Origin of the sequence: Streptomyces sp. NPDC058701 (assembly GCF_042715295.1) — a bacterium.
In the GTDB taxonomy this organism is placed as follows: Bacteria; Actinomycetota; Actinomycetes; order Streptomycetales; family Streptomycetaceae; genus Streptomyces.
Genome location: NZ_JBHXSY010000004.1, coordinates 20,687 through 44,078 on the forward strand (window position 1 = coordinate 20,687; position 23,392 = coordinate 44,078).

General features: G+C 71.0%; 19 protein-coding genes and 2 tRNA genes. 14 read left to right on the forward strand and 7 right to left on the reverse strand.

The features are described 5' to 3' along the window. Positions 1 to 8: 8 nt before the first annotated feature. Together ACFWW8_RS05020 and ACFWW8_RS05025 are read right to left on the reverse strand one after the other, a co-directional pair. On the reverse strand, positions 9 to 1,424 hold the full coding sequence (locus tag ACFWW8_RS05020) for an amino acid permease (RefSeq protein ID WP_386523787.1): 1,416 nt from the start codon (positions 1,422 to 1,424) through the stop codon (positions 9 to 11). A gap of 144 nt (positions 1,425 to 1,568) precedes the next feature. Further along, on the reverse strand, positions 1,569 to 2,951 hold the full coding sequence (locus ACFWW8_RS05025) for an amino acid permease (RefSeq protein WP_386523790.1): 1,383 nt from the start codon (positions 2,949 to 2,951) through the stop codon (positions 1,569 to 1,571). Positions 2,952 to 3,181: 230 nt separating this feature from the next. On the opposite strand from ACFWW8_RS05025, the gene ACFWW8_RS05030 reads away from it, so the two are divergent. Continuing rightward, on the forward strand, positions 3,182 to 3,775 hold the full coding sequence (locus ACFWW8_RS05030) for a biotin transporter BioY (RefSeq protein WP_386523793.1): 594 nt from the start codon (positions 3,182 to 3,184) through the stop codon (positions 3,773 to 3,775). A 94-nt stretch (positions 3,776 to 3,869) separates the two neighbouring features. Here the strand turns inward: ACFWW8_RS05030 and ACFWW8_RS05035 are convergent, their stop codons facing one another. After that, positions 3,870 to 5,309 carry an amino acid permease gene (locus ACFWW8_RS05035; RefSeq protein WP_386523796.1) on the reverse strand — a complete coding sequence of 480 codons (1,440 nt, stop codon included), beginning with the start codon at positions 5,307 to 5,309 and terminating at the stop codon, positions 3,870 to 3,872. A gap of 219 nt (positions 5,310 to 5,528) precedes the next feature. Here ACFWW8_RS05035 and ACFWW8_RS05040 point away from each other — a divergent pair, with 219 nt between their 5' ends. Both ACFWW8_RS05040 and ACFWW8_RS05045 read left to right on the forward strand, forming a co-directional pair. Beyond that, a complete protein-coding gene (locus ACFWW8_RS05040; RefSeq protein ID WP_386523799.1) occupies positions 5,529 to 6,014 on the forward strand; it encodes a ribose-5-phosphate isomerase in 486 nt (161 codons plus the stop codon). 93 nt (positions 6,015 to 6,107) lie between these two features. Continuing rightward, positions 6,108 to 6,914 (forward strand): Fpg/Nei family DNA glycosylase, encoded by an 807-nt coding sequence (locus ACFWW8_RS05045; RefSeq protein ID WP_386523802.1) that lies wholly within the window; start codon positions 6,108 to 6,110, stop codon positions 6,912 to 6,914. A gap of 84 nt (positions 6,915 to 6,998) precedes the next feature. Here the strand turns inward: ACFWW8_RS05045 and ACFWW8_RS05050 are convergent, their stop codons facing one another. Beyond that, complete coding sequence (locus ACFWW8_RS05050) at positions 6,999 to 8,234, reverse strand: GNAT family N-acetyltransferase (protein WP_386523805.1); 1,236 nt, start codon at positions 8,232 to 8,234, stop codon at positions 6,999 to 7,001. A gap of 129 nt (positions 8,235 to 8,363) precedes the next feature. Between ACFWW8_RS05050 and ACFWW8_RS05055 the strand changes: the two genes are divergently transcribed. The 4 genes from ACFWW8_RS05055 to ACFWW8_RS05070 all read left to right on the forward strand — a co-directional run bounded on the left by ACFWW8_RS05055 (position 8,364) and on the right by ACFWW8_RS05070 (position 12,715). After that, positions 8,364 to 9,506, forward strand: coding sequence for a PP2C family protein-serine/threonine phosphatase (locus ACFWW8_RS05055; RefSeq protein ID WP_386523808.1), 1,143 nt, complete (start codon positions 8,364 to 8,366; stop codon positions 9,504 to 9,506). 990 nt (positions 9,507 to 10,496) lie between these two features. Continuing rightward, positions 10,497 to 11,894 (forward strand): pyridoxal phosphate-dependent decarboxylase family protein, encoded by a 1,398-nt coding sequence (locus ACFWW8_RS05060; protein ID WP_386523811.1) that lies wholly within the window; start codon positions 10,497 to 10,499, stop codon positions 11,892 to 11,894. Next, complete coding sequence (locus tag ACFWW8_RS05065) at positions 11,891 to 12,346, forward strand: HD domain-containing protein (RefSeq protein ID WP_386523814.1); 456 nt, start codon at positions 11,891 to 11,893, stop codon at positions 12,344 to 12,346. The genes ACFWW8_RS05060 and ACFWW8_RS05065 overlap by 4 nt, the downstream gene beginning before the upstream one ends. Positions 12,347 to 12,520: 174 nt before the next feature. Next, positions 12,521 to 12,715, forward strand: coding sequence for a hypothetical protein (locus ACFWW8_RS05070; protein ID WP_351280718.1), 195 nt, complete (start codon positions 12,521 to 12,523; stop codon positions 12,713 to 12,715). Between the two features lie 274 nt (positions 12,716 to 12,989). Here ACFWW8_RS05070 and ACFWW8_RS05075 read toward each other — a convergent pair. Next, a tRNA-Gly gene (locus tag ACFWW8_RS05075) sits at positions 12,990 to 13,060 on the reverse strand. Positions 13,061 to 13,226: 166 nt separating this feature from the next. Between ACFWW8_RS05075 and ACFWW8_RS05080 the strand changes: the two genes are divergently transcribed. From ACFWW8_RS05080 to clpX, 5 genes are all read left to right on the forward strand, one after another. Further along, positions 13,227 to 13,303: transfer RNA gene (locus ACFWW8_RS05080), tRNA-Pro, on the forward strand. A gap of 186 nt (positions 13,304 to 13,489) precedes the next feature. After that, the gene (gene tig, locus ACFWW8_RS05085) at positions 13,490 to 14,902 is read left to right on the forward strand and encodes a trigger factor (protein ID WP_386523818.1); all 1,413 of its coding nucleotides are present in this window, start codon (positions 13,490 to 13,492) and stop codon (positions 14,900 to 14,902) included. Between the two features lie 275 nt (positions 14,903 to 15,177). Then, on the forward strand, positions 15,178 to 15,795 hold the full coding sequence (locus ACFWW8_RS05090) for an ATP-dependent Clp protease proteolytic subunit (protein ID WP_053674923.1): 618 nt from the start codon (positions 15,178 to 15,180) through the stop codon (positions 15,793 to 15,795). A 56-nt stretch (positions 15,796 to 15,851) separates the two neighbouring features. Beyond that, positions 15,852 to 16,523, forward strand: coding sequence for an ATP-dependent Clp protease proteolytic subunit (locus tag ACFWW8_RS05095; protein WP_269287547.1), 672 nt, complete (start codon positions 15,852 to 15,854; stop codon positions 16,521 to 16,523). Positions 16,524 to 16,676: 153 nt separating this feature from the next. Beyond that, entirely contained in the window at positions 16,677 to 17,963 is a 1,287-nt protein-coding gene (gene clpX, locus ACFWW8_RS05100) for an ATP-dependent Clp protease ATP-binding subunit ClpX (RefSeq protein WP_351597473.1), read from the forward strand. 63 nt (positions 17,964 to 18,026) lie between these two features. Here the strand turns inward: clpX and ACFWW8_RS05105 are convergent, their stop codons facing one another. After that, positions 18,027 to 18,992, reverse strand: a complete 966-nt coding sequence (locus ACFWW8_RS05105) for a hypothetical protein (RefSeq protein ID WP_386523824.1) — start codon at positions 18,990 to 18,992, stop codon at positions 18,027 to 18,029. A 127-nt stretch (positions 18,993 to 19,119) separates the two neighbouring features. Between ACFWW8_RS05105 and ACFWW8_RS05110 the strand changes: the two genes are divergently transcribed. Then, entirely contained in the window at positions 19,120 to 21,741 is a 2,622-nt protein-coding gene (locus tag ACFWW8_RS05110; RefSeq protein ID WP_386523826.1) for a valine--tRNA ligase, read from the forward strand. Between the two features lie 82 nt (positions 21,742 to 21,823). Here ACFWW8_RS05110 and ACFWW8_RS05115 read toward each other — a convergent pair whose 3' ends face one another. Further along, positions 21,824 to 22,174, reverse strand: coding sequence for a vitamin K epoxide reductase family protein (locus ACFWW8_RS05115; RefSeq protein WP_386523829.1), 351 nt, complete (start codon positions 22,172 to 22,174; stop codon positions 21,824 to 21,826). Between the two features lie 62 nt (positions 22,175 to 22,236). On the opposite strand from ACFWW8_RS05115, the gene ACFWW8_RS05120 reads away from it, so the two are divergent. Beyond that, a complete protein-coding gene (locus ACFWW8_RS05120; protein WP_386523832.1) occupies positions 22,237 to 23,385 on the forward strand; it encodes a sensor histidine kinase in 1,149 nt (382 codons plus the stop codon). The last annotated feature ends 7 nt before the right edge of the window (positions 23,386 to 23,392 follow it).

The following is a 23,392-nucleotide window of genomic DNA, read 5'->3' on the forward strand; positions in this document are numbered from 1 at the left end:
CGGGAGCCTCATCCCGCGGTGCGGGCGGCCGACCGGCGCTGCAGGATCCAGCCGGTCGCCGCGAGGGCGACGGTCAGCCCGCCGGTGAAGACGACCTGCACCCGGGTGTCCGCGTCCAGGGCCATCAGCACCAGGACTCCGGCCACTCCGGCGAGCGCCACCCACGTCAGGTACGGGAAGCCCCACATCCGCACGACCAGCTTCTCGGGGGCCTCGCGCTCGAGCCGGCGGCGCAGCACGAGCTGGGAGACGGCGATGAACCCCCAGACGACGAGGATGACCCCGCCGACCATGTTCAGCAGCCAGGCGAACAGGGTGTCCGGGTACCAGTAGGAGAGGAGCACGGTGACGAATCCGAAGCCGGAGGAGGCGAGCACCGCGCGGCGCGGCACCCGGCGGGTGACCTTGCCCAGCGCCTTCGGGCCCTGGCCGCGGGAGACGAGGGAGTAGGCCATGCGGGAGGAGCCGTAGATGTTGGCGTTCATCGCGGACAGCAGCGCGATCAGGATGACCACGTTCATGATCTCGCCGGCCGCGGGGATGCCCAGGCGGTCCAGGGTGGCCGCGTACGGTCCGTCCTGCGTCACCGCCGGGTCGTTCCACGGCAGCAGGGTCACGATGACCAGCATCGAGCCGACGTAGACGAGTCCGATCCGCCACATCGTGGTCCGCACGGCCCGGGCGACGCCCTTGACCGGGTTCTCGGACTCGGCGGCCGCGATGGTCACGGTTTCCAGGCCGCCGTACGCGACGACCGAGGCGAGCAGGCCGACCAGCAGGCCGTCCACGCCGTTGGGCAGGAAGCCGCCGTCGTGCAGGAGGTTGGCGGTGCCGGGGGCGTCCGAGCCGGGCAGGAGGTCCAGGACGGCGAGCACGCCCAGGCCCAGGAAGAGGGCGATCGCCCCGATCTTCAGGGCGGCGAACCAGAACTCGAACTCGCCGAAGTTCGAGACGGCGGCCAGGTTGGACCCGCAGAAGACGGCCATGAAGACCAGCACCCACATCCACGAGGGGGTCCCCGGGAACCAGCCGGTCATGATGTGCGCCGCGCCGATGGCCTCGATGGCCACGCCCACGCACAGCAGCGTCCAGAACATCCACCCCGCGGTGAACCCGGCCCAGGGGCCGACCGCCCGCTCCGCGTGCACCGAGAAGGAGCCGGAGGCGGGATCGGCGGCGGACATCTCGCCGAGCATCCGCATCACGAACATCACCAGCACGCCGGACGCGGCGTACGCCAGCACGATCGAGGGACCGGCGGCCGCGATGCCGGCGCCGGAGCCGACGAAGAGGCCGGCGCCGATGACACCGCCGAGGGCGATCATCGAAAGGTGGCGCTGCTTCAGTCCGTTGCCGAGGGGGGAGCCGGCGTCGGCCTGTGGCGGCGCCGGCTGCTCGGGTTGCGTGATCGTGCGCTGACTCATGCGCCCAGTGTGCCGATCGTCCGATAATCGGACGTCTCGCGTCCATCATCCGGACACCTGGTTCACCGGCCGTGATCCTCCCCGTACGACGCGCGGGTGCCCGGGACCAGGAGGCCCCGGGCACCCGCGGCGCCTGGCGGTGCGTCAGCCGGCCCGGCGCTCGCGGATCTCCCGCACCCACGCCACCAGCAGGACGAGGCCGGCGGCCCCGGTCGACCACAGCAGCTGCGGCCGGGCCGAGTCGTCGAACAGCATCAGCACCAGCACCGCCGCCATGCCGGCCAGCGCGGCCCACGTCAGGTACGGGAACAGCCACATCGGCAGCGTGAGCCGCTCCGGCATGTCCCGCTCGATGACGCGGCGCAGCTTCAGCTGCGAGACCGCGATCAGCGCCCACACGAACAGCAGCACCGCGCCGACCGCGTTGAGCATGTAGAGGAAGATCGTCTCCGGCCACAGCAGGTTCAGCACGACCGACACGAAACCGAAGGCCACCGAGGCGAAGACCGCCCGGCGCGGCACCCCGCCGCCCGAGACCTTCAGCAGCGACGTCGGCGCCTCGCCCCGCTCGGCCAGCGAGAACACCATGCGAGAGGACCCGTACAGGTTCGCGTTCAGCGCCGACAGCAGGGCCACGAACACCACGATGTTCATGATCTGGCCGGCCGCCGGGATGCCGATGGAGTCCAGCGCGGCGACGTACGGGCTCTCGCCGGGCCGCAGCGAGTCCCACGGCAGCAGGGTCACGATGACCAGCATCGAGCCGACGTAGAAGAAGAGGATGCGCCACACCGCGCTGCGCACCGCGCGGGCCACGGAGCGGGCGGGGTCCTGCGATTCGGCGGCGGCGATCGTGACGACCTCCAGGCCGCCGAAGGCGAACACGACGGCGAGCATGCCGGCGACCACCCCGCCCATGCCGGCGGGGAAGAACCCGCCCTGGCCGGTCAGGTTCGCCATGCCGACCGGGTCGGTGTCGGGGAGCAGGCCGAAGATCGCCAGGGTGCCGAGGATCAGGAAGAGCACGATCGCGCCGACCTTGAGGGCGGCGAACCAGAACTCGAACTCGCCGAAGTTCTTCACGGCGGCCAGATTGCTCACGGTGAAGACCACCATGAAGATCAGCACCCAGACCCACTGGTCCACCGACGGCAGCCAGCCGTTCGCGATCTTCGCGGCGCCGGTCGCCTCCACGGCCAGCACCACGACCAGCAGGAACCAGTAGAGCCAGCCCGCCGAGAAGCCGGCCCAGCGGCCCAGTGCCTTCTCCGCGTACACGGAGAAGGAGCCCGAGGCGGGCATGGCGGCGGACATCTCGCCGAGCGCACGCATCACCAGCATCGCCAGGACGCCCGCGAGCAGGTAGGAGCAGATGATCGCCGGACCGGCGATCCCGATGCCCGCGCCGGAGCCGACGAAGAGCCCGGCGCCGATCACGCCGCCGAGGCCCAGCATGGTCAGGTGGCGCTGCTTGAGGCCGTGGCTCAAGGGCTCCGCTGGGAGGTCCACCAAAGGTGCTTGTGACATTCCGACAGTGTCTCCGAGTCAGGAGCGGCGACGCAAAACGGACCTCACGCGCTTATCGCAGGGGTGATCCGCATCACTTCGGACGCTCGGGTTACCTGTGGGTAGAGGTTTTTTGTGAACACCCCACCACTGCGGGGATCATCGCTTTGTGCCGGGCGACGGTGGGGCCGCACGGGGGCCGGGGTTAGCGTCACGGTGTCCCGGTCGAAACCCTCACCCTCGGAGCCACGATGAGCACCGCTTCCGCCTCGCCCGCCGTCTTCCGGCCCGGCGCCGTCCTCGCCGACCTGCTGCCCGCGAGCCGCGTCCGCGACATCGCGCTCGTCGTCGGCGGAGCCGCGCTCACCGGGATCGCCGCGCAGATCGCCGTGCCGGTTCCCGGTTCCCCGGTCCCCGTCACCGGGCAGACCTTCGCCGCGCTGCTCGTCGGCGCCGCCTTCGGCGCCCGCCGCGGCTTCCTCGCACTCGCCCTGTACGCCCTCGTCGGCGCGGCCGGGGTGCCGTGGTTCGCGAACGGCACCTCCGGGGCCGGCGGGGCCTCCTTCGGCTACGTGCTCGGCATGCTGCTGGCCGCCACCGTCGTCGGCGCCCTCGCGCGGCACGGCGCGGACCGCTCGGTCCTGCGTACCGCGGGCACGATGGTGCTCGGTTCCGCTGTGATCTACGCGGTCGGCGTGCCCTACCTGATGGCCTCGGCCGGGATGTCCCTGACCGCGGCCGTCGCGGCGGGCCTGACCCCGTTCCTGATCGGCGACGCGCTCAAGGCGGCGCTGGCGATGGGCGCCCTGCCCGCCGCCTGGAAGCTGGTGGGCCGCCGCGGCTGAGCCGCCCGTCCCCCTGTGCGACAGCCCCGGACCGCGAGCGCGGTCCGGGGCTGCCGTGTGTCCGGGGAGGCGGCGCGGGGGCCGCCCGGTCCGATCAGACCGAGGCGCGCTCGGCGGCCTTGCGGCGCATGTCGCGGGCCACGCCGATGGCCAGCACCACAGCCGCGACCAGCAGCGACAGCAGGACGACCTGGCGGTTGGCGTCGTCGAAGAGCATGTAGCCCAGGACGAAGACGATCATCGCGGCGGTGGCGTAGGTGAGGTACGGGAAGAGCCACATCTTGACGGTCAGCTTCTCCGGCGCCTCGCGGACCAGGATCTTGCGCATCCGCAGCTGCGTCAGACAGATCACCAGCCACACGAAGAGGGCGACCGCGCCCGAGGAGTTCAGCAGGAAGTTGAAGACCGTGTCCTTGAAGGCGTAGTTGAAGTAGACGGCGACGAAGCCGAACACGACGGAGCCCAGGATCGCGGCGACGGGCACGCCCCGCTTGTTGACCTTCGCGAACGCCTTCGGGGCGTCACCGCGCTCGCCCAGCGAGAACGCCATGCGGGAGGCGGTGTAGAGGCCCGAGTTCAGGCAGGACAGCACGGCCGTCAGGACGATCACGTTCATGATCTGCCCCGCGTGCGCGATGCCGATGGAGTCGAGGGCGGCGACGTACGAGCCCTTCTCCAGGATCGACTTGTCGTTCCACGGCAGCAGGGTGATGACGACGAAGATCGAACCCAGGTAGAAGACGCCGATGCGCCAGATCACCGAGTTGGTGGCCTTGGTGACCGCGCGGCGCGGGTCCTCGGACTCGCCGGCGGCGAGGGTGACGATCTCGCTGCCCATGAAGGAGAAGACGACCATCAGCACACCGGTGAGGATCGCGCCCCAGCCGTTGGGCATGAACCCGCCGGCGTCGGTGAGGTGGGCGAAGCCCGCGCCCGGGTTGTCCGAGCCCGGCAGGACGCCGAAGACGGCCAGCAGGCCGACGATCACGAAGCCGCCGATGGCGACGACCTTGATGCCCGCGAACCAGAACTCGAACTCGCCGTACGAGGCGACCGAGCCCAGGTTGGTGACGGTCAGCACCGCCATCACGATCAGGGCCCAGGCCCACTGCGGGACGGCCGGGATCCAGCTTTCGAGGATCACCGCTCCGGCGGTGGCCTCGACGGCCAGCACCACGACCCAGAAGAACCAGTACAGCCAGCCGATGGAGAAGCCGGCCCAGCGGCCGAGCGCCCGGTCTGCGTACGCGGAGAAGGAGCCCGAGTTCGGGCTGGCGGCGGCCATCTCGCCCAGCATCCGCATCACGAAGACCACCATCGCGCCGACCAGCGCGTAGGAGATCAGGATGGCGGGGCCGGCCTTGGCGATGCCGCCGCTGGAGCCGACGAAGAGTCCGGCGCCGATGACACCGCCGATGGCGATCATGGACAGGTGGCGGTTCTTGAGACCGGCCTTCAGACCGTCTGACGGCTGGGCGGCACCGGGGTCACCGGGGGAGTCGCCTGCCTTCTGAAGGGTCGTCGTGGAGCTCATGGACGGTTCCTTAGGTTCTCGGGTTGCGAGCCCCGGCATTCAAACCTGAGATGAACGCGGGACGGAAGACCTCAATCCGGATCGTTGCGCGGGGGCGAACGTCCGGGATCTCCGTCCTGCCGTGTCCCATCTGCGTTCTTTGGGTTTACTTGAGCTTTAGAAGTGATTTACGCGACACCCGCTGCCTGCCGTCGGGCCCGCTCGTGCCACACTCGTCCCATGCGCGTGTACCTCGGATCCGACCATGCCGGCTTTGAGCTCAAGAACCACCTGGTGGACTGGCTCAAGAACAACGGCCACGAGCCCGTCGACTGCGGGCCCCACATCTACGACGCGGTGGACGACTACCCGCCGTTCTGCCTGCGCGCCGCGGAGAAGACCGCCGCCGACGCGGACGGCCTCGGCATCGTGATCGGCGGCTCCGGCAACGGCGAGCAGATCGCCGCGAACAAGGTCAAGGGTGTCCGCGCCGTCCTGGCGTGGAGCGTCGAGACCGCCAAGCTCGGCCGCGAGCACAACAACGCCAACGTGATCTCCGTCGGCGGCCGGATGCACACCCAGGACGAGGCCGTCAGCTTCATCGAGGCCTTCCTGGCGACCCCGTACTCGGACGAGGAGCGCCACACCCGGCGCATCGAGATGCTCACCGCCTACGAGCAGACCGGCGAGCTCCCCCCGATCCCGGCCCACCACCCGCAGGGCTGATCCCGCTCTCCGGCCGTGCCGCCCCCGGGGCGGCACGGCCGTTGTCATGCCGTCCCGCGTCCACGCGCCGTCCCGCGTCCGAGGAGCCCAGCCGTGCCCGAGGGGCATACGATCCACCGCCTCGCCCAGGACCACATCGAGCGGTTCGCCGCCCGCCCGGTCCGGGTCAGCAGCCCCCAGGGGCGGTTCGCACAGAGCGCTGCCCTGCTCGACGGGCGGGTGCTGGACGGCGCCGAGGCGCACGGCAAGCACCTCTTCCTGGAACTGGGCGACGCCTGGGTCCACATCCACCTCGGCCTCTTCGGCAAGCTCGGCTTCGGCCCCGCCCCGGCGCCGCCCGCGACCGACACGGTCCGGCTGCGGCTGCTGGGCGACGAGCACTACGCCGACCTGCGCGGCCCGACGGCCTGCGCGCTGATCGGCGAGGGCGAGAAGAAGGACATACACGACCGGCTCGGCCCCGACCCGCTGCGGCCGGCCGACGACCCGGACCGGGCCTGGGCCCGGATCTCGCGCTCCCGCAGCACCATCGCCGGCCTGCTGATGGACCAGAAGGTCGTCGCGGGCGTCGGCAACGTCTACCGCGCCGAGGTCCTCTTCCGGCACGGCATCGACCCGTACCGCCAGGGCCGCGACCTGCGCCGGGCCGAGTGGGACGCGCTGTGGGCCGACCTCGTCGTGCTGATGCGCGAAGGCGTGCGGAACAACCGGATCGACACCGTCCGCGACGAGCACCTGCCCGAGGCCATGGGGCGCCCACCGAGGGTCGACGACCACGGCGGCGAGGTGTACGTCTACCGCAGGGCGAACCTGCCCTGCCACATCTGCGGCGGCGAGATCCGCACCGCCGACCTCGCCGCCCGCAACCTCTTCTGGTGCCCCGCCTGCCAGTCCCGCTAGGCCGTCTCTGCCGGACGACACGGACCCGGCACCATCCGAGAGGGACGGCCTGGGCGGGACCGGGGCGGGCGCCCGCCCCGCGGGTCAGAACCCGTGCGGGAGCCAGGGGGCCACGTTCCCCGCGAACGCGCGGGACGCCTCCGCCAGGGCGCCCGGACGCAGTTCGCGCACCCGGCCCGCCGCCCCGAGCGAGGCGAGCGTGATGCCGCCCAGGTACGCCGAACCCAGCTCCCGCACCGACAGCGCCAGCTCCGCCGGATCCTCGGACCGGGCGCACCGCGCACCGCCCTTCGCGTCGGCGGTCAGACGCCACCGCCCCGCGTTCCAGGGGCAGAAGGCGTCCTCCACCTCCAGCACCACGTCCAGCGGAGACTCGTACGTCCGGGCCTCCAGCGCCGCAGCCAGGTCCACCGGCCGCAGGTGCAGGGAGTCGCGGAAACGCGGCTGCGACCGGCGGACATCGCTGACCAGGTGGAGCAGCGGATCGTCCACCGGCCGCCGGTTCGCCCGTACCGACCAGGTCAGGTCGATCCCGAAGAGGTAGCGCCACAGCGCCGCGTACGCCGCCGGGTCCAGCGCGTCCAGGTCGTTGACGTCCACCCGCCCCCGGGACCCGGCCAGGTCCCATTCGGGAGTGACCCGGTAGCGGGCGTACCCGGCCACCGCTCCGTCCGGCCCCTCGGCGACCACGCACTTCAGCGGAGACCCGCCGCCGCGCATCGCGGGGGCGTCCAGCAGCGCCTGCCGCTCCCAGCCCGGCTGCCGGGCGGTCATCCCGGGCCGCCCCGGGACCAGCGCCGCGTACACCCGCTCGCAGGCGGCCAGCGCCTCCTCGGGGTCGACCAGGCGCAGCCGCACCGCGTCCGTGCCCGGCGGCACGACTATGTCGACCCGGCTCGTGTCGATGTCCACGGAGAGGGAGTACGCCGCGGTGCCGTAGCCGAAGCGTCCGTAGATCGCCGGATCCGACGCCGTCAGCACGGCGAGCGGCTCGCCGGCCGCCCGGACGTCGTCCAGCTGGCGCCGCATCAGGGAGGTGAGCACCCCGCGCCGGCGGTGGGTGGGGGAGACGCCCACCATCGTGACCCCGGCCGCCGGGACCAGCGTGCCGCCCGGAACCGAGAGGCGGAAGGAGAAGGCGCCCGCCGAACCCACGCACGTCCCGCCGTCCCAGACGCCGAGCGAACGTTCCGCCTCCGTCAGCGCCGCGTAGAGCTTCCGCTCCTGCGGGGACTCCGGCACACCACCGAACGCCAGTTCCAGCTGGTCGTACCAGACATCCCACTCATCGGACTGCAATACGCGCATCTCAAGGGTCATGTGCCCATCCCTATCAGGGCATTCCGCCGCAGTCGACGGCTTTTCGGGCGCCTGGCAACCGCCGGCAGGGCCTCAGGTCCGGGGGTACCCCTGCGCATCCACAGCCAGGATGGATAGGGTCCCGAAGCAATGGCCGGAGCACATGTCGAGACCCTCACGGCCCGGATGCGCATGCTGTGGCACCGGGCACGCACCGCACTGCGCAAATCCGCCGTCGACTACTTCCGCGGCGACGCCTCCGACTGGCTGGCGTTCGTCGGTCTCCTCCTCACCATTCCCGCGATCGCGTGCGGCACGCTCATGCTGCCGATCTGGTTCTCGCCCTCCGCGCTCGTCCTGCCGATCGTCGCGGGCGGCCTGCTGCTGCGGCCCGCCAGCCTGCTCGCCCTGTACGCCGCCTCCGCGGCCGCGCTGATCGTCGAGGCCCTCGTCCTCGGCCCCTACGCCCAGGGCCCGGCGCGGGTCACCCCCGGCACCGTGCTGGTCGTCGCCGCCTGCGGGTTCTTCGGTCTCGTCATCGCCCAGTTCCGCAGCCGCGTCGGCGTGCCCTGGAGACGCGGCGGCACCATGCTCTTCGACCTGCGCGAACGCATCAGGGTCCAGAGCAAGCTGCCCGCCCTGCCGCGCGGCTGGCACCGCGAGATGGCCCTGCGCCCGGCCGGCGGGCAGTCCTTCTCCGGCGACTTCGTCGTCGCCGCCCGCACCAACGGCGGCCGGACCCTGGAGATCGTCCTGACCGACGTCTCCGGCAAGGGCATGGAAGCGGGCTCCCGCGCCCTGCTCCTCTCCGGCGCCTTCGGCGGACTCCTGGGCGCCCTGCCGCCGCACGGCTTCCTGCCCGCCGCCAACGGCTACCTGCTCCGCCAGGACTGGGACGAGGGCTTCGCCACCTCCATCCACCTGGTCCTGGACCTGGAGACCGGCGACTACGAACTCCTCTCCGCCGGCCACCTCCCCGCCCTCCAGCTCTCCGCCGGAACCGGCCGCTGGCAGGAGAAGACCGGCGAGGGCCCCCTGCTCGGCGTCTACGACGGGGCCGAGTTCACCCCGGCCCGCGGCAACCTGCGGCGCGGCGACGTCCTGATGCTCTTCACCGACGGGCTCGTAGAGACCTCCGACCGCGACATCAGCGAGGGCATCGACCGCCTCACCGGCGAGGCCGACCGGTACGTCGCCGCCGGCTGGGACGGCGCGGCCTGGCACCTGATCGAGAAGGTCGCCAAGGACGTCAACGACGACCGAGCCCTCCTCCTCATCCGCCGCTCCGCCTGACCCACCCCACCCACCACCCCTCCGCCCTGCGGCTGCTGGGGGCGTGCTGCTGCGCCCGTTCTGCGGGTGTTGGGGATGCCGCGGCCGCTGGGGCCGCGCTGCTCCGCTCGTACTGGGGATGCTGCGGCCGCTGGGGCCGCGCTGTTCCGCTCGTTCTGCGGTTGCTCCGGACGCGCGCCGCCGCCCGCCCTGCGGCTTCTGGGGCCGCGCCGCTTCGCCCGCCATGCGGCTTCCCGGTCGCACGCCCACCCGCTCCGCCGCTGCTCAGGTTGCCGACCTGCCCTGCGGCTGCGCCCGCCATGCGGCTTCCCGGTCGTACGCCCACCCGCTCCGCCGCTGCTCAGGTTGCCGACCTGCCCTGCGGCTGTGCCGGACCACTGCTGCGCCCGCCCGGCGGCCGCCCGTCATGCGTGGCTCTGCCCGGCTGCCCAGCCCTGATCCGGACGCGGCCGCCTGGCCGGCACTCCGCCTACTTGCCTGACCTTTGCCCCGCCCGCCCCGGTTGCCGCGGCGGGCCGGGCAGCCTGGTCCCGGCCGCTGGGCGGCTGCCCTGTCACCCAGCCCGCTTACCCTGCCCTCCGCGTCAGTCCGTCCGGTTGCCTATAGGTCTGCGTACGCGCGCGGCCCGAGCCGTCCCTTCCCTGGCTGCCTCACCCGTGTCGCACCGTCACCTGGCTGCCGGCCCGGCTCGCCCGCGGTCGCGCTACCACTCCGCCTCACCGTTCGCCCGCCCACCGAGCTGCCCGGCCGCCTGACCTCGGGCGACGGGGCGTCGCCGGTCGGGCCGGTTCCCGGGCCGTCGGGCAGCCCGGCGCGGCACGTCGCGCGGCCGGCCGGGGCGGGTACCCCGCAGCGGGGTGTGCGCACCCCGCCGCCGGAGGCGATCGGCGCACTCCGGGCCGGGGCCGCGAACGCCCCCGGGGGCCGCCGTGGGCCACTCGGCCCGGATTGGCCCGCCCCCGCCGCCCGGCGGGGCCCTACCGTGCCCCCATGGACCGTACGCTCGCCGCCGACCTCGCCCGGCTCCCCGACCTCCTCGACGCCACCCGCCGCGCCGCCACCGCCGCGCTGGAGACGCTGGACGCGCGCCCCGTCGTACCGGCGGCCACCGCCCCCGCGGCCCCGCACGACCCCGAGCCCCTCCCGGAGCACGGCACCGGCGCGGCCGCCGCCCTCGCCGCCTTCCAGGAACGCTGGACGCCGCGCCTGTCGGCCTCGGCCGGCCCCCGCTACCTCGGCTTCGTCACTGGAGGGGCCACCCCCGCCGCCCTCGCCGGGGACTGGCTCACCGCCGCCCACGACCAGAACTCCAACTCCGCCCTCGACGGCGGGGGCCAGGACCTCGAACGTGAGACCGTCGGCTGGCTCCGTGACCTGTTCGGCCTCTCGGCCGCCCACACCGGCACGTTCGTCAGCGGCGCCACGATGTCCAACACCACCGGCCTCGCGATCGCCCGCGAATGGCTGGGCGAACGGGCCGGCGTCTCCCCGGCCGAGGACGGGGTGGCCGCCCTCGGCCCCGTCCGCATCCTCTCCGCCGCCCCGCACTCCTCGATCGCCAAGGCCCTCTCGGTCCTCGGCCTCGGCCGCAACTCCCTCGTACGCGTCCCCACCCTGCCCGGCCGCGAGGCCGTCGACCCGGCCGCCCTCGACCGGGCCCTCGCCGACACGCCCGGCCCGGCCGTGGTCGTCGCCAACGCGGGCACCGTCAACACGGTCGACTTCGACGACCTCCCGGCCGTCGCCGCCCTCAAGGCCCGGCACGACTTCTGGCTGCACACCGACGCGGCCTTCGGCGCCTTCGCCGCCCTCTCCCCGGCCCACGCCCACCTCGCCGCCGGCCTCGACGCCTCCGACTCCCTGTGCGTCGACCTCCACAAGTGGCTGAACGTCCCCTACGACAGCGCCGTCCAGTTCACCCGCAGACAGGACCTCCAAGCCCGCGTCTTCCAGAACTCCGCCGCCTACCTCGGCCCCCTCGGCGACCATCCCGACCTGGTCCACCTCACCCCGGAGAACTCCCACCGGCTGCGCGCCCTCGCCGCCTGGTTCACGCTCCGCGCGTACGGCCGCGAAGGCCACCGGGAGATCGTCGAGCGCGACATCGCCTGCGCCCGCGTCCTCGGCGAGCGCCTGACCGCCGACCCGGCCTTCCGCCTCCTGGCCCCCGTCCGCCTGAACGTGGTCTGCTTCACCCTCGCCGAAGACCCCACCCCCGCCCGGCTCGCCGCGCTCCGGGAGGCCGCCTCGGCGGAGGTCTTCGTCACGCCCACCCACTACGCGGGAACCCCGGCCCTGCGCGCGGCGTTCTCCAACTGGCGTACCACGCAGGCGGATGCGCACCGGGCCGCCGAGGCGCTCCGTACGGCAGCAAGGGAGACCGCATGACGCAGCAGACCCTCACCCTCATCGAGGTCGAGGCCCTGGCCCGCGCCGCGCACGAGGGCCAGACCGACAAGTCGGGCCGCCCCTACGCCGAGCACCTCGCAGCCGTGGCCGAAGGCGTCCGGCTGCGCGGCGGCACCCCGGAACAGCAGGCGGCGGCCTGGCTCCACGACGCGATCGAGGACGAGGCCCTCAGCCTCACCTGGCTGGACGCGGCCGCCCTGCCGCAGCCGGTCAAGGAGATGGTCCTCGCGGTCACCAAGCGCCCCGGCGAACCGCTGGAGACGTACGCGGCCCGCATCCTGGCGACCCCGGGCGCCCTCCTGGTGAAGGAGTCCGACCTCGCGCACAACGCCGACCCCGTGCGGCTCTCCGTACTGGACGCCCCCACCCGCGAGCGACTGACCGCGAAGTACGCCCACGTCCGCGCCCTGCTCGGCCTCACCGCCCCTTAACGACCACTGCCTGCCCGAAATGTACGTAACGCGCACGCGGTTGACGGAAACGGAACAGTGGTGATTCCCCACGGGGCGGATAGCCGGGGCCTGTTGGTGGGAGGATGGTGCGTGGGGGCGTGCGCGGCCGTGCGCCCCGGGCCGACCAGGGGACGACCGAAGGTGTGATCAGTAGTGGCCATTTCGCTGTCAGTGGTGGTTCTGTTGGCGGTCATCCTGGTGGTGCTGATCCGCGGCAACCACATCAAGGCGGGCCCCGCCATCGTCGCGGCCCTCTTCGGCTTCTTCCTGGCGTCCAGCTCGATCGCGGACGACGTGAACCGCTTCCTGAACTCGCTCGCGTCGATGATCGCGAACATCAAGCTCTGACCGCCCGCCCCGGGCGCGAGGCGGGCCGGGCCGGGGCCGAACCCCTCGGCCCGGCCCTTCCGCCTCCGGATCGCCACCGGCTGCAACCTCTTACTTCCGCCCCTCGGCGTCGCGGATGATCCATTCCCTGTCGCCACTGCCGGGGAGCGCGCCATGCCCGCGCTCATGCCATCCCCCCACCCGATGCGCGTCGATCGCACCGCGTGGCCGCCCCCGGGAACGGCGAAGGGCCAGGTCGAGGAAACGTCCTCTGACCTGGCCCTTTTCGCTTCAGAGCGGGTGACGGGAATCGAACCCGCGTAGCTAGTTTGGAAGACTAGTGCTCTACCATTGAGCTACACCCGCAACGCGCGCACACAGGTCTTGAGACCGTGGCACGGACAGCATCCTAGCGGGTCGCGCCGGGCAAACGCACACCGGATTGCGCGGTCGTGGCGGCACGTGCCGTGAGGGCGTCCGCAATACCGTGCATCGGAGGGTCTCCGGGCATGTACCCTACGTGTCGCACCGACGGGGTGTGGCGCAGCTTGGTAGCGCGTCCGCTTTGGGAGCGGAAGGTCGTCGGTTCGAATCCGGCCACCCCGACCACCGGCAGCGTCTCCTCAGATCCACAGAGGGCCGCCACAAGATCACGTTGTGGGCTGATTGCCGCTTGCGGTTACTATGCAAGCTGCGTGCCCGTGTGTCTGATGTACCGGGCCGAAGTCCGCCGGAACCGCTGAATCGCAGCGCGAAGGCAGAACCCCCAGCAGTCAGCCACAAGGAGACCGAACCGTGAAGAGCGCCGTGGAGACCCTGAACCCGACTCGGGTTCGGCTCACTGTTGAGGTGCCCTTCGAGGAGCTCAAGGACAGCCTCGACGCGGCCTACAAGAAGATCAACCAGCAGGTCACGGTGAAGGGCTTCCGCAAGGGCAAGATCCCCGCCCGCGTCATCGACCAGCGCTTCGGCCGCGGTGCGGTGCTGGAGGAGGCCGTCAACGACGCCCTCCCGAAGTTCTACACCGAGGCGGTCAACGAGGCCGACCTGAACCCGCTGGGCCAGCCCGAGGTGGACATCACGGAGCTGAAGGACGGCGAACTGCTGGCCTTCACCGCCGAGGTCGACGTCCGGCCCGAGATCGAGATCCCGGACTACTCCGGCATCGAGGTCGAGGTCGACGCCGTCGAGGTCTCCGACGAGGACATCGAGAAGGCCGTGGAGCAGCTCCGCGGCCGCTTCGCGTCCACCAAGGACGTCGAGCGCGCGGCTGAGGACGGCGACGTCGTCACGCTCGACCTCGAGGCCAAGGTCGACGGCGAGGTGCTGGAGGACGGCGTCGCGTCCGACGTGTCCTACACCATCGGCTCGGGCGAGCTCCTCGAGGGCATCGACGAGGCCGTCAAGGGTCTGGAGGCCGGTGGCGAGGCCACCTTCACCTCCCAGCTGAAGGGCGGCTCCGCCGAGGGCAAGGACGCCGAGGTCACCGTCAAGGTCACCAAGGTCTCCGCCCGTGAGCTGCCGGAGCTGGACGACGAGTTCGCGCAGATGGCGAGCGAGTTCGACACCCTCGAGGACCTCAAGGCCGACAGCCGCAAGCGCCTCGAGAACCAGAAGCAGTTCGACCAGGCCACGCAGGCCCAGGAGCGCGTCCTGGAGAAGCTGCTGGAGCTCGTCGAGGTCCCGATCCCCGAGAAGCTCCTCGCGGACGAGGTCCAGACCCGCAAGCACAACCTCGAGCACCACCAGCTCGGCCAGATGGGTCTGACCATCGAGAAGTACCTGGAGTTCCAGGGCAAGACGGTCGAGGAGTTCGACGCCGAGACCTCCGAGCAGGCCGTCAAGGGCATCAAGACCCAGTTCGTCCTCGACGCGCTGGTCAACAAGGAGAAGCTGGGCGTCAACCAGGAGGAGCTCACCGAGCACCTCATGCGGCGTGCGCAGTCCTCCGGCATGTCCCCCGACCAGTTCGCCCAGGCCGTCGTCGAAGGCGGCCAGGTTCCGATGCTGGTCGGCGAGGTCGCCCGCGGCAAGGCCCTCGCGGTCGTCGTCGAGTCCGCCAAGGTCGTCGACACGAAGGGTGAGGTCGTCGACCTCTCCGACGAAGACGACGAGGACGGTGCCGAGGCGGTCGCCGAGGTCGAGACGGCCGCCGCCGACTCCGACGAGGCCAAGGCCGACGAGGACAAGGCCGACGAGGCCAAGTAACACCCCGGGCGCAGCCCGCTGAGCAGTGCCTCCAAGGGCCCGGACGCCGACGCGTCCGGGCCCTTCTGCACGGCCTCCGAAAGGCCCGCGCACCTTGCGCTCCGAGCGAACAGTTCGGGAAGCGGGATGGCGTTGTCCTACCTGCGCGTTAGGGTCCATGAATACGAGGGCACGGGAGTACCCGGAGCCGGCGGACTTGTCCGCACCGGTCGGGCCGCGCCCCAGAACGAGACGCTGAGACGGCACATGGCCGTCGGAGACGAGCAGGTGGATACGTGACGAATCTGAAGCCTTACGCCGCGGGTGAGCCGTCCATCGGCGGCGGCCTCGGCGACCATGTCTACAACCGGCTGCTCGGCGAGCGCATCATCTTCCTCGGCCAGCAGGTCGACGACGACATCGCGAACAAGATCACGGCGCAGCTCCTCCTCCTGGCCGCCGAGCCGGAGAAGGACATCTTCCTGTACATCAACAGCCCCGGTGGCTCCGTGACGGCCGGCATGGCGGTCTACGACACCATGCAGTACATCCCGAACGACGTCGTCACCATCGGTATGGGCATGGCGGCCTCCATGGGCCAGTTCCTGCTCACCGGCGGCGCCAAGGGCAAGCGCTTCGCCCTGCCGAACACCGACATCCTGATGCACCAGGGCTCCGCCGGCATCGGGGGCACCGCGTCGGACATCAAGATCCAGGCCCAGTACCTGCTGCGCACCAAGCAGCGCATGGCCGAGATCACCGCGTTCCACTCGGGCCAGACTGTCGAGGCGATCATCCGCGACGGTGACCGCGACCGTTGGTTCACCTCCGAGGAGGCCAAGGAGTACGGCCTCATCGACGAGATCATCTCTGCCGCGTCCAACGTTCCGGGCGGCGGCGGCACCGGGGCCTGATCCCCGGCACCACCCGTCAGTACCCGGCAGCCGACAGCCCGCAGAACGCCACCAGGATGGTGAACACCTCGATGTACATGAACAACCTCTCTCCCGCGAGCGGCCTCCACACCGGTCCGCAGGTGGACAACCGCTACGTCATCCCGCGCTTCGTCGAGCGCACCTCGCAGGGCGTGCGCGAGTACGACCCGTACGCGAAGCTCTTCGAGGAGCGCGTGATCTTCCTCGGCGTGCAGATCGACGACGCCTCCGCCAACGACGTCATGGCGCAGCTGCTGTGCCTGGAGTCGATGGACCCGGACCGCGACATCTCGATCTACATCAACAGCCCCGGCGGCTCCTTCACCGCGCTGACGGCGATCTACGACACGATGCAGTTCGTGAAGCCGGACATCCAGACGGTCTGCATGGGCCAGGCGGCCTCCGCCGCCGCGGTCCTGCTCGCCGCCGGCACCCCCGGCAAGCGCATGGCCCTGCCGAACGCCCGCGTGCTGATCCACCAGCCCTCCGGCGGCACCGGTCGCGAGCAGCTCTCCGACCTGGAGATCGCGGCCAACGAGATCCTGCGCATGCGCGACCAGCTGGAGACCATGCTGGCCAAGCACTCGACGACGCCGATCGAGAAGATCCGCGACGACATCGAGCGCGACAAGATCCTCACGGCCGAGGGCGCGCTGGAGTACGGCCTGATCGACCAGATCATCTCCACCCGCAAGAGCTCGGCCTGATCCTTGCCGTCAGTTGGCGTGGGCGCGTTGCCGCATTCGGCGATGTGAACCACGTCAAGGGGGCCCCGCACGGGGCCCCCGGCAAGGTACCGTCGGATATGAGGCACCAGGAGCGCTGAACCAGGCGTCTCCCAGGCGAAGGGGAAGCACCTCGTGGCACGCATCGGTGACGGCGGCGACCTGCTCAAGTGCTCGTTCTGCGGAAAGAGCCAGAAGCAGGTGAAGAAGCTCATCGCAGGACCCGGTGTGTACATCTGCGACGAGTGCATCGACCTCTGCAACGAGATCATCGAAGAGGAACTCGCGGAGACCTCGGAGGTCCGGTGGGAGGAACTCCCCAAGCCCCGTGAGATCTACGAGTTCCTGGAGAGCTACGTCGTCGGCCAGGAGCCGGCGAAGAAGGCGCTCTCCGTGGCGGTCTACAACCACTACAAGCGGGTCCAGGCCGGCGAGAACGGCGGCGCGCAGGGCCGGGACGACGCGATCGAGCTCGCGAAGTCCAATATCCTGCTGCTGGGTCCGACCGGTTCGGGCAAGACCCTGCTGGCCCAGACCCTCGCGCGCATGCTGAACGTCCCGTTCGCCATCGCGGACGCGACGGCGCTGACGGAGGCCGGGTACGTCGGCGAGGACGTCGAGAACATCCTGCTCAAGCTGATCCAGGCGGCCGACTACGACGTCAAGAAGGCCGAGACCGGGATCATCTACATCGACGAGATCGACAAGGTCGCCCGCAAGAGCGAGAACCCGTCGATCACCCGCGACGTGAGCGGCGAGGGCGTCCAGCAGGCCCTGCTGAAGATCCTGGAGGGCACGACCGCCTCCGTCCCGCCGCAGGGCGGCCGGAAGCACCCGCACCAGGAGTTCATCCAGATCGACACCACGAACGTGCTCTTCATCGTGGGCGGCGCGTTCTCCGGCCTGGAGAAGATCATCGAGTCGCGTGCGGGAGCCAAGGGCATCGGGTTCGGGGCGACGATCCGCTCGAAGCGCGAGATCGAGGCCAGCGACCAGTTCCACGAGGTCATGCCGGAGGACCTGGTGAAGTTCGGGATGATCCCCGAGTTCATCGGCCGCCTTCCCGTCCTGACCTCCGTGCACAACCTGGACCGCGAGGCCCTGCTCCAGATCCTGATCGAGCCGCGCAACGCACTGGTGAAGCAGTACCAGCGCCTGTTCGAACTCGACGGGGTGGAGCTGGACTTCGAGCGCGAGGCGCTGGAGGCCATCGCGGACCAGGCGATCCTGCGCCAGACCGGCGCGCGCGGCCTGCGCGCCATCATGGAAGAGGTCCTGATGTCGGTGATGTACGAGGTCCCGTCCCGCAAGGACGTGGCCCGCGTGGTCATCACCTCGGACGTCGTCCGCTCCAACGTCAACCCGACGCTGGTCCCGCGGATCGTCCCGAAGGACCAAGGCCCGCACGAGAAGTCGGCCTAGCCGCACGGAAGTACGCGAGAGGGGCGCCCCCGGCCGGGGGCGCCCCTCTCGCGTTGCGCCGGGTCAGACCTTGACGCGTGAGGTGTTGTAGAGCTTCGCGGTGAGTTCCGCGGTCTGCTCCAGGGTGTAGCCCGCCTTGCCGGCGAGCACGGACGCGGCGTCCGTGGCGGTGACCACGCTCAGGGTGCTGAAGTCACCCCAGATGCAGATCGGGAGCGTGGCTTCCTGAGGGCCCTTCGTGCTGGCCTTCTTCGCCTTGAACTTGAAGTTCTGGCACTTCATCACGGCGCCCTTGAAGCCGGCCGGGGTCATCGCCTGGGGACTGCCGATGAGTTCGATCTCGGTGTCCTTGTCCTCCTTGGCGATGTTCATCTTGGCCATGGCGAAGTAGCCGTCGACGCTCTTCTCCGGGTCGGCGAGCTCACCGTAGAGGCCCTGGAAGTTGAGGATCTTGGCCGACAGCGGGTTCTTCGGGTCGCCGGCCTGGTAGTTCATGCCCACCTGGACCGGGTTCTTGATGCCCGCCGCTTCGGCTTCCTTCTTCTCCGTCTCGGTGAACTCGTTCTTGCTCTTCCCGTAGTTCGGGTCCTGCTTGAAGTCGTCGACCGCGGCCGGGGCGACCAGCTTGTAGCCCTTGGTGTCGGCCGCGACGGCGCCGTCCGAGCCGCCGCCCTTCAGGAAGTACCAGCCACCGCCCGCGATCACCGCGACCGCGACGACCGCGGCGACGATGACCAGGGTCTTGGACTTCTTCGGGGCCTGCTGCGGAGGCATCCCGCCGTACGGGGCCTGCGGCGGTACGCCCGGCTGCTGCGGGTAGCCGTAGCCCGGCTGCGGGGCCTGCTGCGGGTGCCCCGGCTGCTGGGGGTAGCCCTGCGGGGGGACGCCCGGCTGCTGCGGGTAGCCGTACCCGGGCTGGGGCGCGCCCTGGCCGTACGGGCCGGGGGCCGGGGGCTGTTGCCCGTACGGACCGGGCTGCTGCGGCTGCTGCGGCTGCTGTCCGTACGGTCCTGGCTGGTTGTAGCTCATCCGGCGTCCCCCACTGAGGTTGTTTATACGTCCCTCACATCCTGACGGAAGCCGGGAGCGGGCAGGGCGGCGGGCCCCTGGATTACCGGTTTCATGACTGGACTGTTACCGCTCTAAACTGTGCCCCGTGACCGAGAACACGCAGACACCCAGCGCCCCCGACTCCGAACTGCCGACCCAGTACGCGCCGGCCGAGGTAGAGGGGAAGCTCTACGAGCGCTGGGTGGAGCGTGGGTACTTCACGGCCGACCCCGCGAGCGAGAAGCCGCCGTACACCATCGTCATCCCGCCCCCGAACGTCACCGGCTCCCTGCACCTGGGGCACGCCTTCCAGCACACGCTCATGGACGCCCTGACCCGCCGCAAGCGGATGCAGGGGTACGAGGCGCTGTGGCTGCCGGGCATGGACCACGCCGGCATCGCCACTCAGAACAAGGTCGAGCAGCAGCTCGCCGAGGAGGGCAAGTCCCGCCACGACCTGGGCCGCGAGGAGTTCGTCGACCGCGTCTGGCAGTGGAAGGAAGAGTACGGCGGCAAGATCCTCGGCCAGATGCGGCGCCTCGGTGACGGCGTCGACTGGTCGCGCGAGCGCTTCACCATGGACGAGGGGCTCTCCAAGGCCGTCCAGACGATCTTCAAGAAGCTCTACGACGACGGCCTGATCTACCGGGCCGAGCGCATCATCAACTGGTGTCCCCGCTGTCTGACCGCCATCTCCGACATCGAGGTGGAGTACCAGGACGACGCGGGCGAGCTCGTCTCGATCCGGTACGGCGAGGGCGAGGAGTCCCTGGTCGTCGCCACGACCCGTGCCGAGACGATGCTCGGTGACACGGCCGTCGCCGTCCACCCGGACGACGAGCGCTACGCGCACCTGGTCGGCAAGCAGATCAAGCTGCCGCTGACCGACCGGACCATCCCCGTCGTCGCCGACACGCACGTCGACCCGGAGTTCGGCACCGGCGCGGTCAAGGTGACCCCGGCGCACGACCCGAACGACTTCGCGATCGGGCAGCGGCACGGCCTGGCCAACATGACGGTCATGGACGAGCACGGCGTCATCACCGTCCACGGCCCCTTCCTCGGCCTGGACCGCTTCGAGGCGCGGTCCGCGATCGTCGGCGCCCTGCGCGAGCAGGGCCGCATCGTCGCGGAGAAGCGCCCGTACCAGCACTCCGTCGGGCACTGCTCGCGCTGCCGCACCACGGTCGAGCCGCGGCTGTCCCTCCAGTGGTGGGTCGGCGTCAAGCCGCTCGCCAAGGCGGCGGGCGACGCCGTCCGCGACGGCCGTGTCACGATCCACCCGCAGGAGATGGAGAAGCGGTACTTCGACTGGGTCGACAACCTCAACGACTGGTGCATCTCGCGCCAGCTGTGGTGGGGCCACCGGATCCCGATCTGGTACGGCCCGGAGGGTCAGATCGTCTGCGTCGGACCGGACGACGCGATCCCGACCGGTGAGGGCTGGACGCAGGACACCGACGTCCTCGACACCTGGTTCTCCTCCGGCCTGTGGCCGTTCTCCACGCTGGGCTGGCCGGAGAAGACCCCGGACCTGGAGAAGTTCTACTCCACCGACGTCCTGGTCACCGGCCACGACATCATCTTCTTCTGGGTCGCCCGGATGATGATGTTCGGCCTGTACGCCATGGACGGCGAGGTCCCCTTCAAGACGATCGCGCTGACCGGCCTGGTCCGCGACGAGCGCGGCAAGAAGATGTCGAAGTCCTTCGGCAACGTCGTCGACCCGCTGGACTGGATGGACAAGTACGGCTCCGACGCCGTCCGCTTCACCCTGGCCAAGGGCGCCAACCCCGGCACCGACGTCCCGATCGGCGAGGACTGGGTCCAGGCCTCCCGCAACTTCGCCAACAAGATCTGGAACGCCACGCGCTTCGCGCTGATGAACGGCGCGACGATCGAGGGCGAGCTGCCGCCGGTCGAGAAGATGTCGGCGACCGACCGCTGGATCCTGTCCCGTCTGAACAAGACGGTCGCCCAGGTGGACGCGTACTACGACGACTACCAGTTCTCCAAGCTCAGCGAGGCCCTCTACCACTTCGCGTGGGACGAGGTCTTCGACTGGTACGTCGAGCTGTCGAAGACGACCTTCTTCGCGGGCGGCGAGGGCGCCGAGGTCTCCGGCCGCGTCCTCGGCGAGGTTCTGGACACCACCCTGCGCCTGCTGCACCCGGTGGTCCCGTTCGTCACCGAGACCCTGTGGACCACCCTGACCGGCGGGGAGTCCCTCGTCATCGCGGACTGGCCCGAGGACAGCGGCTTCCGCGACGAGGCCGCCGAGGCCGAGATCGAGAACCTCCAGGCCGTCGTCACCGAGGTCCGCCGCTTCCGCGCCGACCAGGGCCTCCAGCCCGGCCAGAAGGTCCCGGCCCGCCTGGACCTGGCCGGTACGGCGCTGGCCGCGCACGAGCCGGCGATCCGCCAGCTGCTGCGCCTCCAGCCCGAGGGTGAGGAGTTCAGCGCCACGGCGACCCTCCCGGTCGGCGGCGCCACCGTCGCGCTCGACCTGTCCGGCACCATCGACGTCGCGGCCGAGCGCAAGCGGCTCTCCAAGGACCTCGGCGCCGCCGAGAAGGAGAAGCAGCAGGCCGAGGCGAAGCTCGGGAACGAGGCCTTCCTGGCCAAGGCCCCCGACAACGTCGTGGACAAGATCAAGGGCCGGCTGGCCAAGGCCGGGGCGGACATCGTCCGGATCCAGGCCCAGCTGGACGCGCTGCCGCCCGCGTAGGCCCAGGTGGTACGGCGAAGGCCCCCGCACCGTCGGTCGGTGCGGGGGCCTTCGCCGCGTGCCGCCCCGTGTGGAGCGGGCGTTACAGGAGGCGGCCGCCGAACTCCGCCGCGATCAGCACGGACAGCACCCCATACCGGGCCGGAGGTACCGGCCAGTGCGGAACCGCCCCCAGCACGGAGCCGGGCTTCGCCAGGCGCCGGGTGACGTACCAGGACAGCGGGATCATCACCGCCCAGACGGCCGTGCACCACGGGCACAGCGCTCCGATGACGTACCGGCACTGCCCGATCAGCCACACCGTGAAGGCGAAGCCCGCGGCGATCGCGGCCCACAGGCCCAGCCAGAACCGGCGCGGGAGGACCGCCCCGGCGACCAGGGCCGGGCCCGGGCCCGCGAGGGCGGCGAAGCCGGCCCGTCCGGAGTGCCTCATATCACTTTTTATCCGGTCCGGCCGGATCCGATCCGCCCGGCCGACCACGGATGATGGAGGGCATGCACGTCAAGCCCGTCGCCTCGGCGCTCCCCTGGGCCGTGGCCACCGGCCGTCGGCTCGCCGCGTGCTGGGCGGGTTCTCCGAAGGCGCTGGACGTGCTCATCGCGCTCGGCTGCCTGGGCCTGATGTCGCTGGACCTGCCGGGCCTGGCCGCCGCGGACAACTCCCTCAGCGGCCCGCTCGCCGCCTGTGTCCTCGCCGCGGGCTGCTCGACCCTGCTGCTGCGGCGCCGGATGCCCTGGCTGTCCTTCCTCGCCGCGCTCCTGTTCCTCGGCTGGCTGCACGAGCTGACCCTGATCCAGTTCGCGCTGTACTCGGTGGGCCGCTACCGCGGGCGCCGGGCCGGGATCCTGGCCACCCTGGCCTACGTGGCCTTCGCGCTGGTGATGTTCCTGCTGCCGGGCTGGCCCGAGCCGCGGGTCGAGACCCTCAGCGCCTTCCTCAGCCTGGTCGTGCCCATCGGGGTGCTCGCCTCGGCCGTCGGGATCGCCGCCTACCGCCACGACCTGGTGGCCGAGCTCACCGCCCGGCGGGCCGAGTCCGCCGTGCTCCAGGCCGTCCAGCAGGAGCGCACCTCCGTGGCCCGCGACGTCCACGACTTCGTCGGACGGGAGCTGACCCTGCTGACCGTACGCTCCGAGGTGCTGTCGGTACGGGCGCGCCGGACGGCGTACGCCAAGGACTTCGAGGAGCTGGCCGACACCGCGCGCCGAGCCCATCTGGTGCTCAACGACATCATCGTGCAGCGCGGGGAGCGGGCCGCGACCCCGGGTGTCGACGGGCTGCCGGCCCTCGCCGAGGAGAGCGAGCGGGCCGGGTCACCCGTACGGCTCGTCCTGGACCCGGACGCGCACGCGCTGTCGCCGCTGCGCCAGGCGGCGGTCTACCGGGTGGTCCAGGAGTGCCTGACCAACGCGGCCAAGCACGCGCGCGGGGAGACCATCGAGGTGTCGGTCGCCGCGGACGGACCGCACGTGCGGATCGCCGTGAGCAATGGGCTGCCCGACCGGACCCCCGGCCGCGCCCCCGTCTCGGCGGGCTCGGGCACGGCGAGCATGGCGGAGCGCGTCCGGAGCCTGGGCGGCACCCTGACCGCCACCCGCGCGGAGGCGTCGTACCTGGTGGTCGCGACCCTCCCGCGGGGCTGAAGGCCGT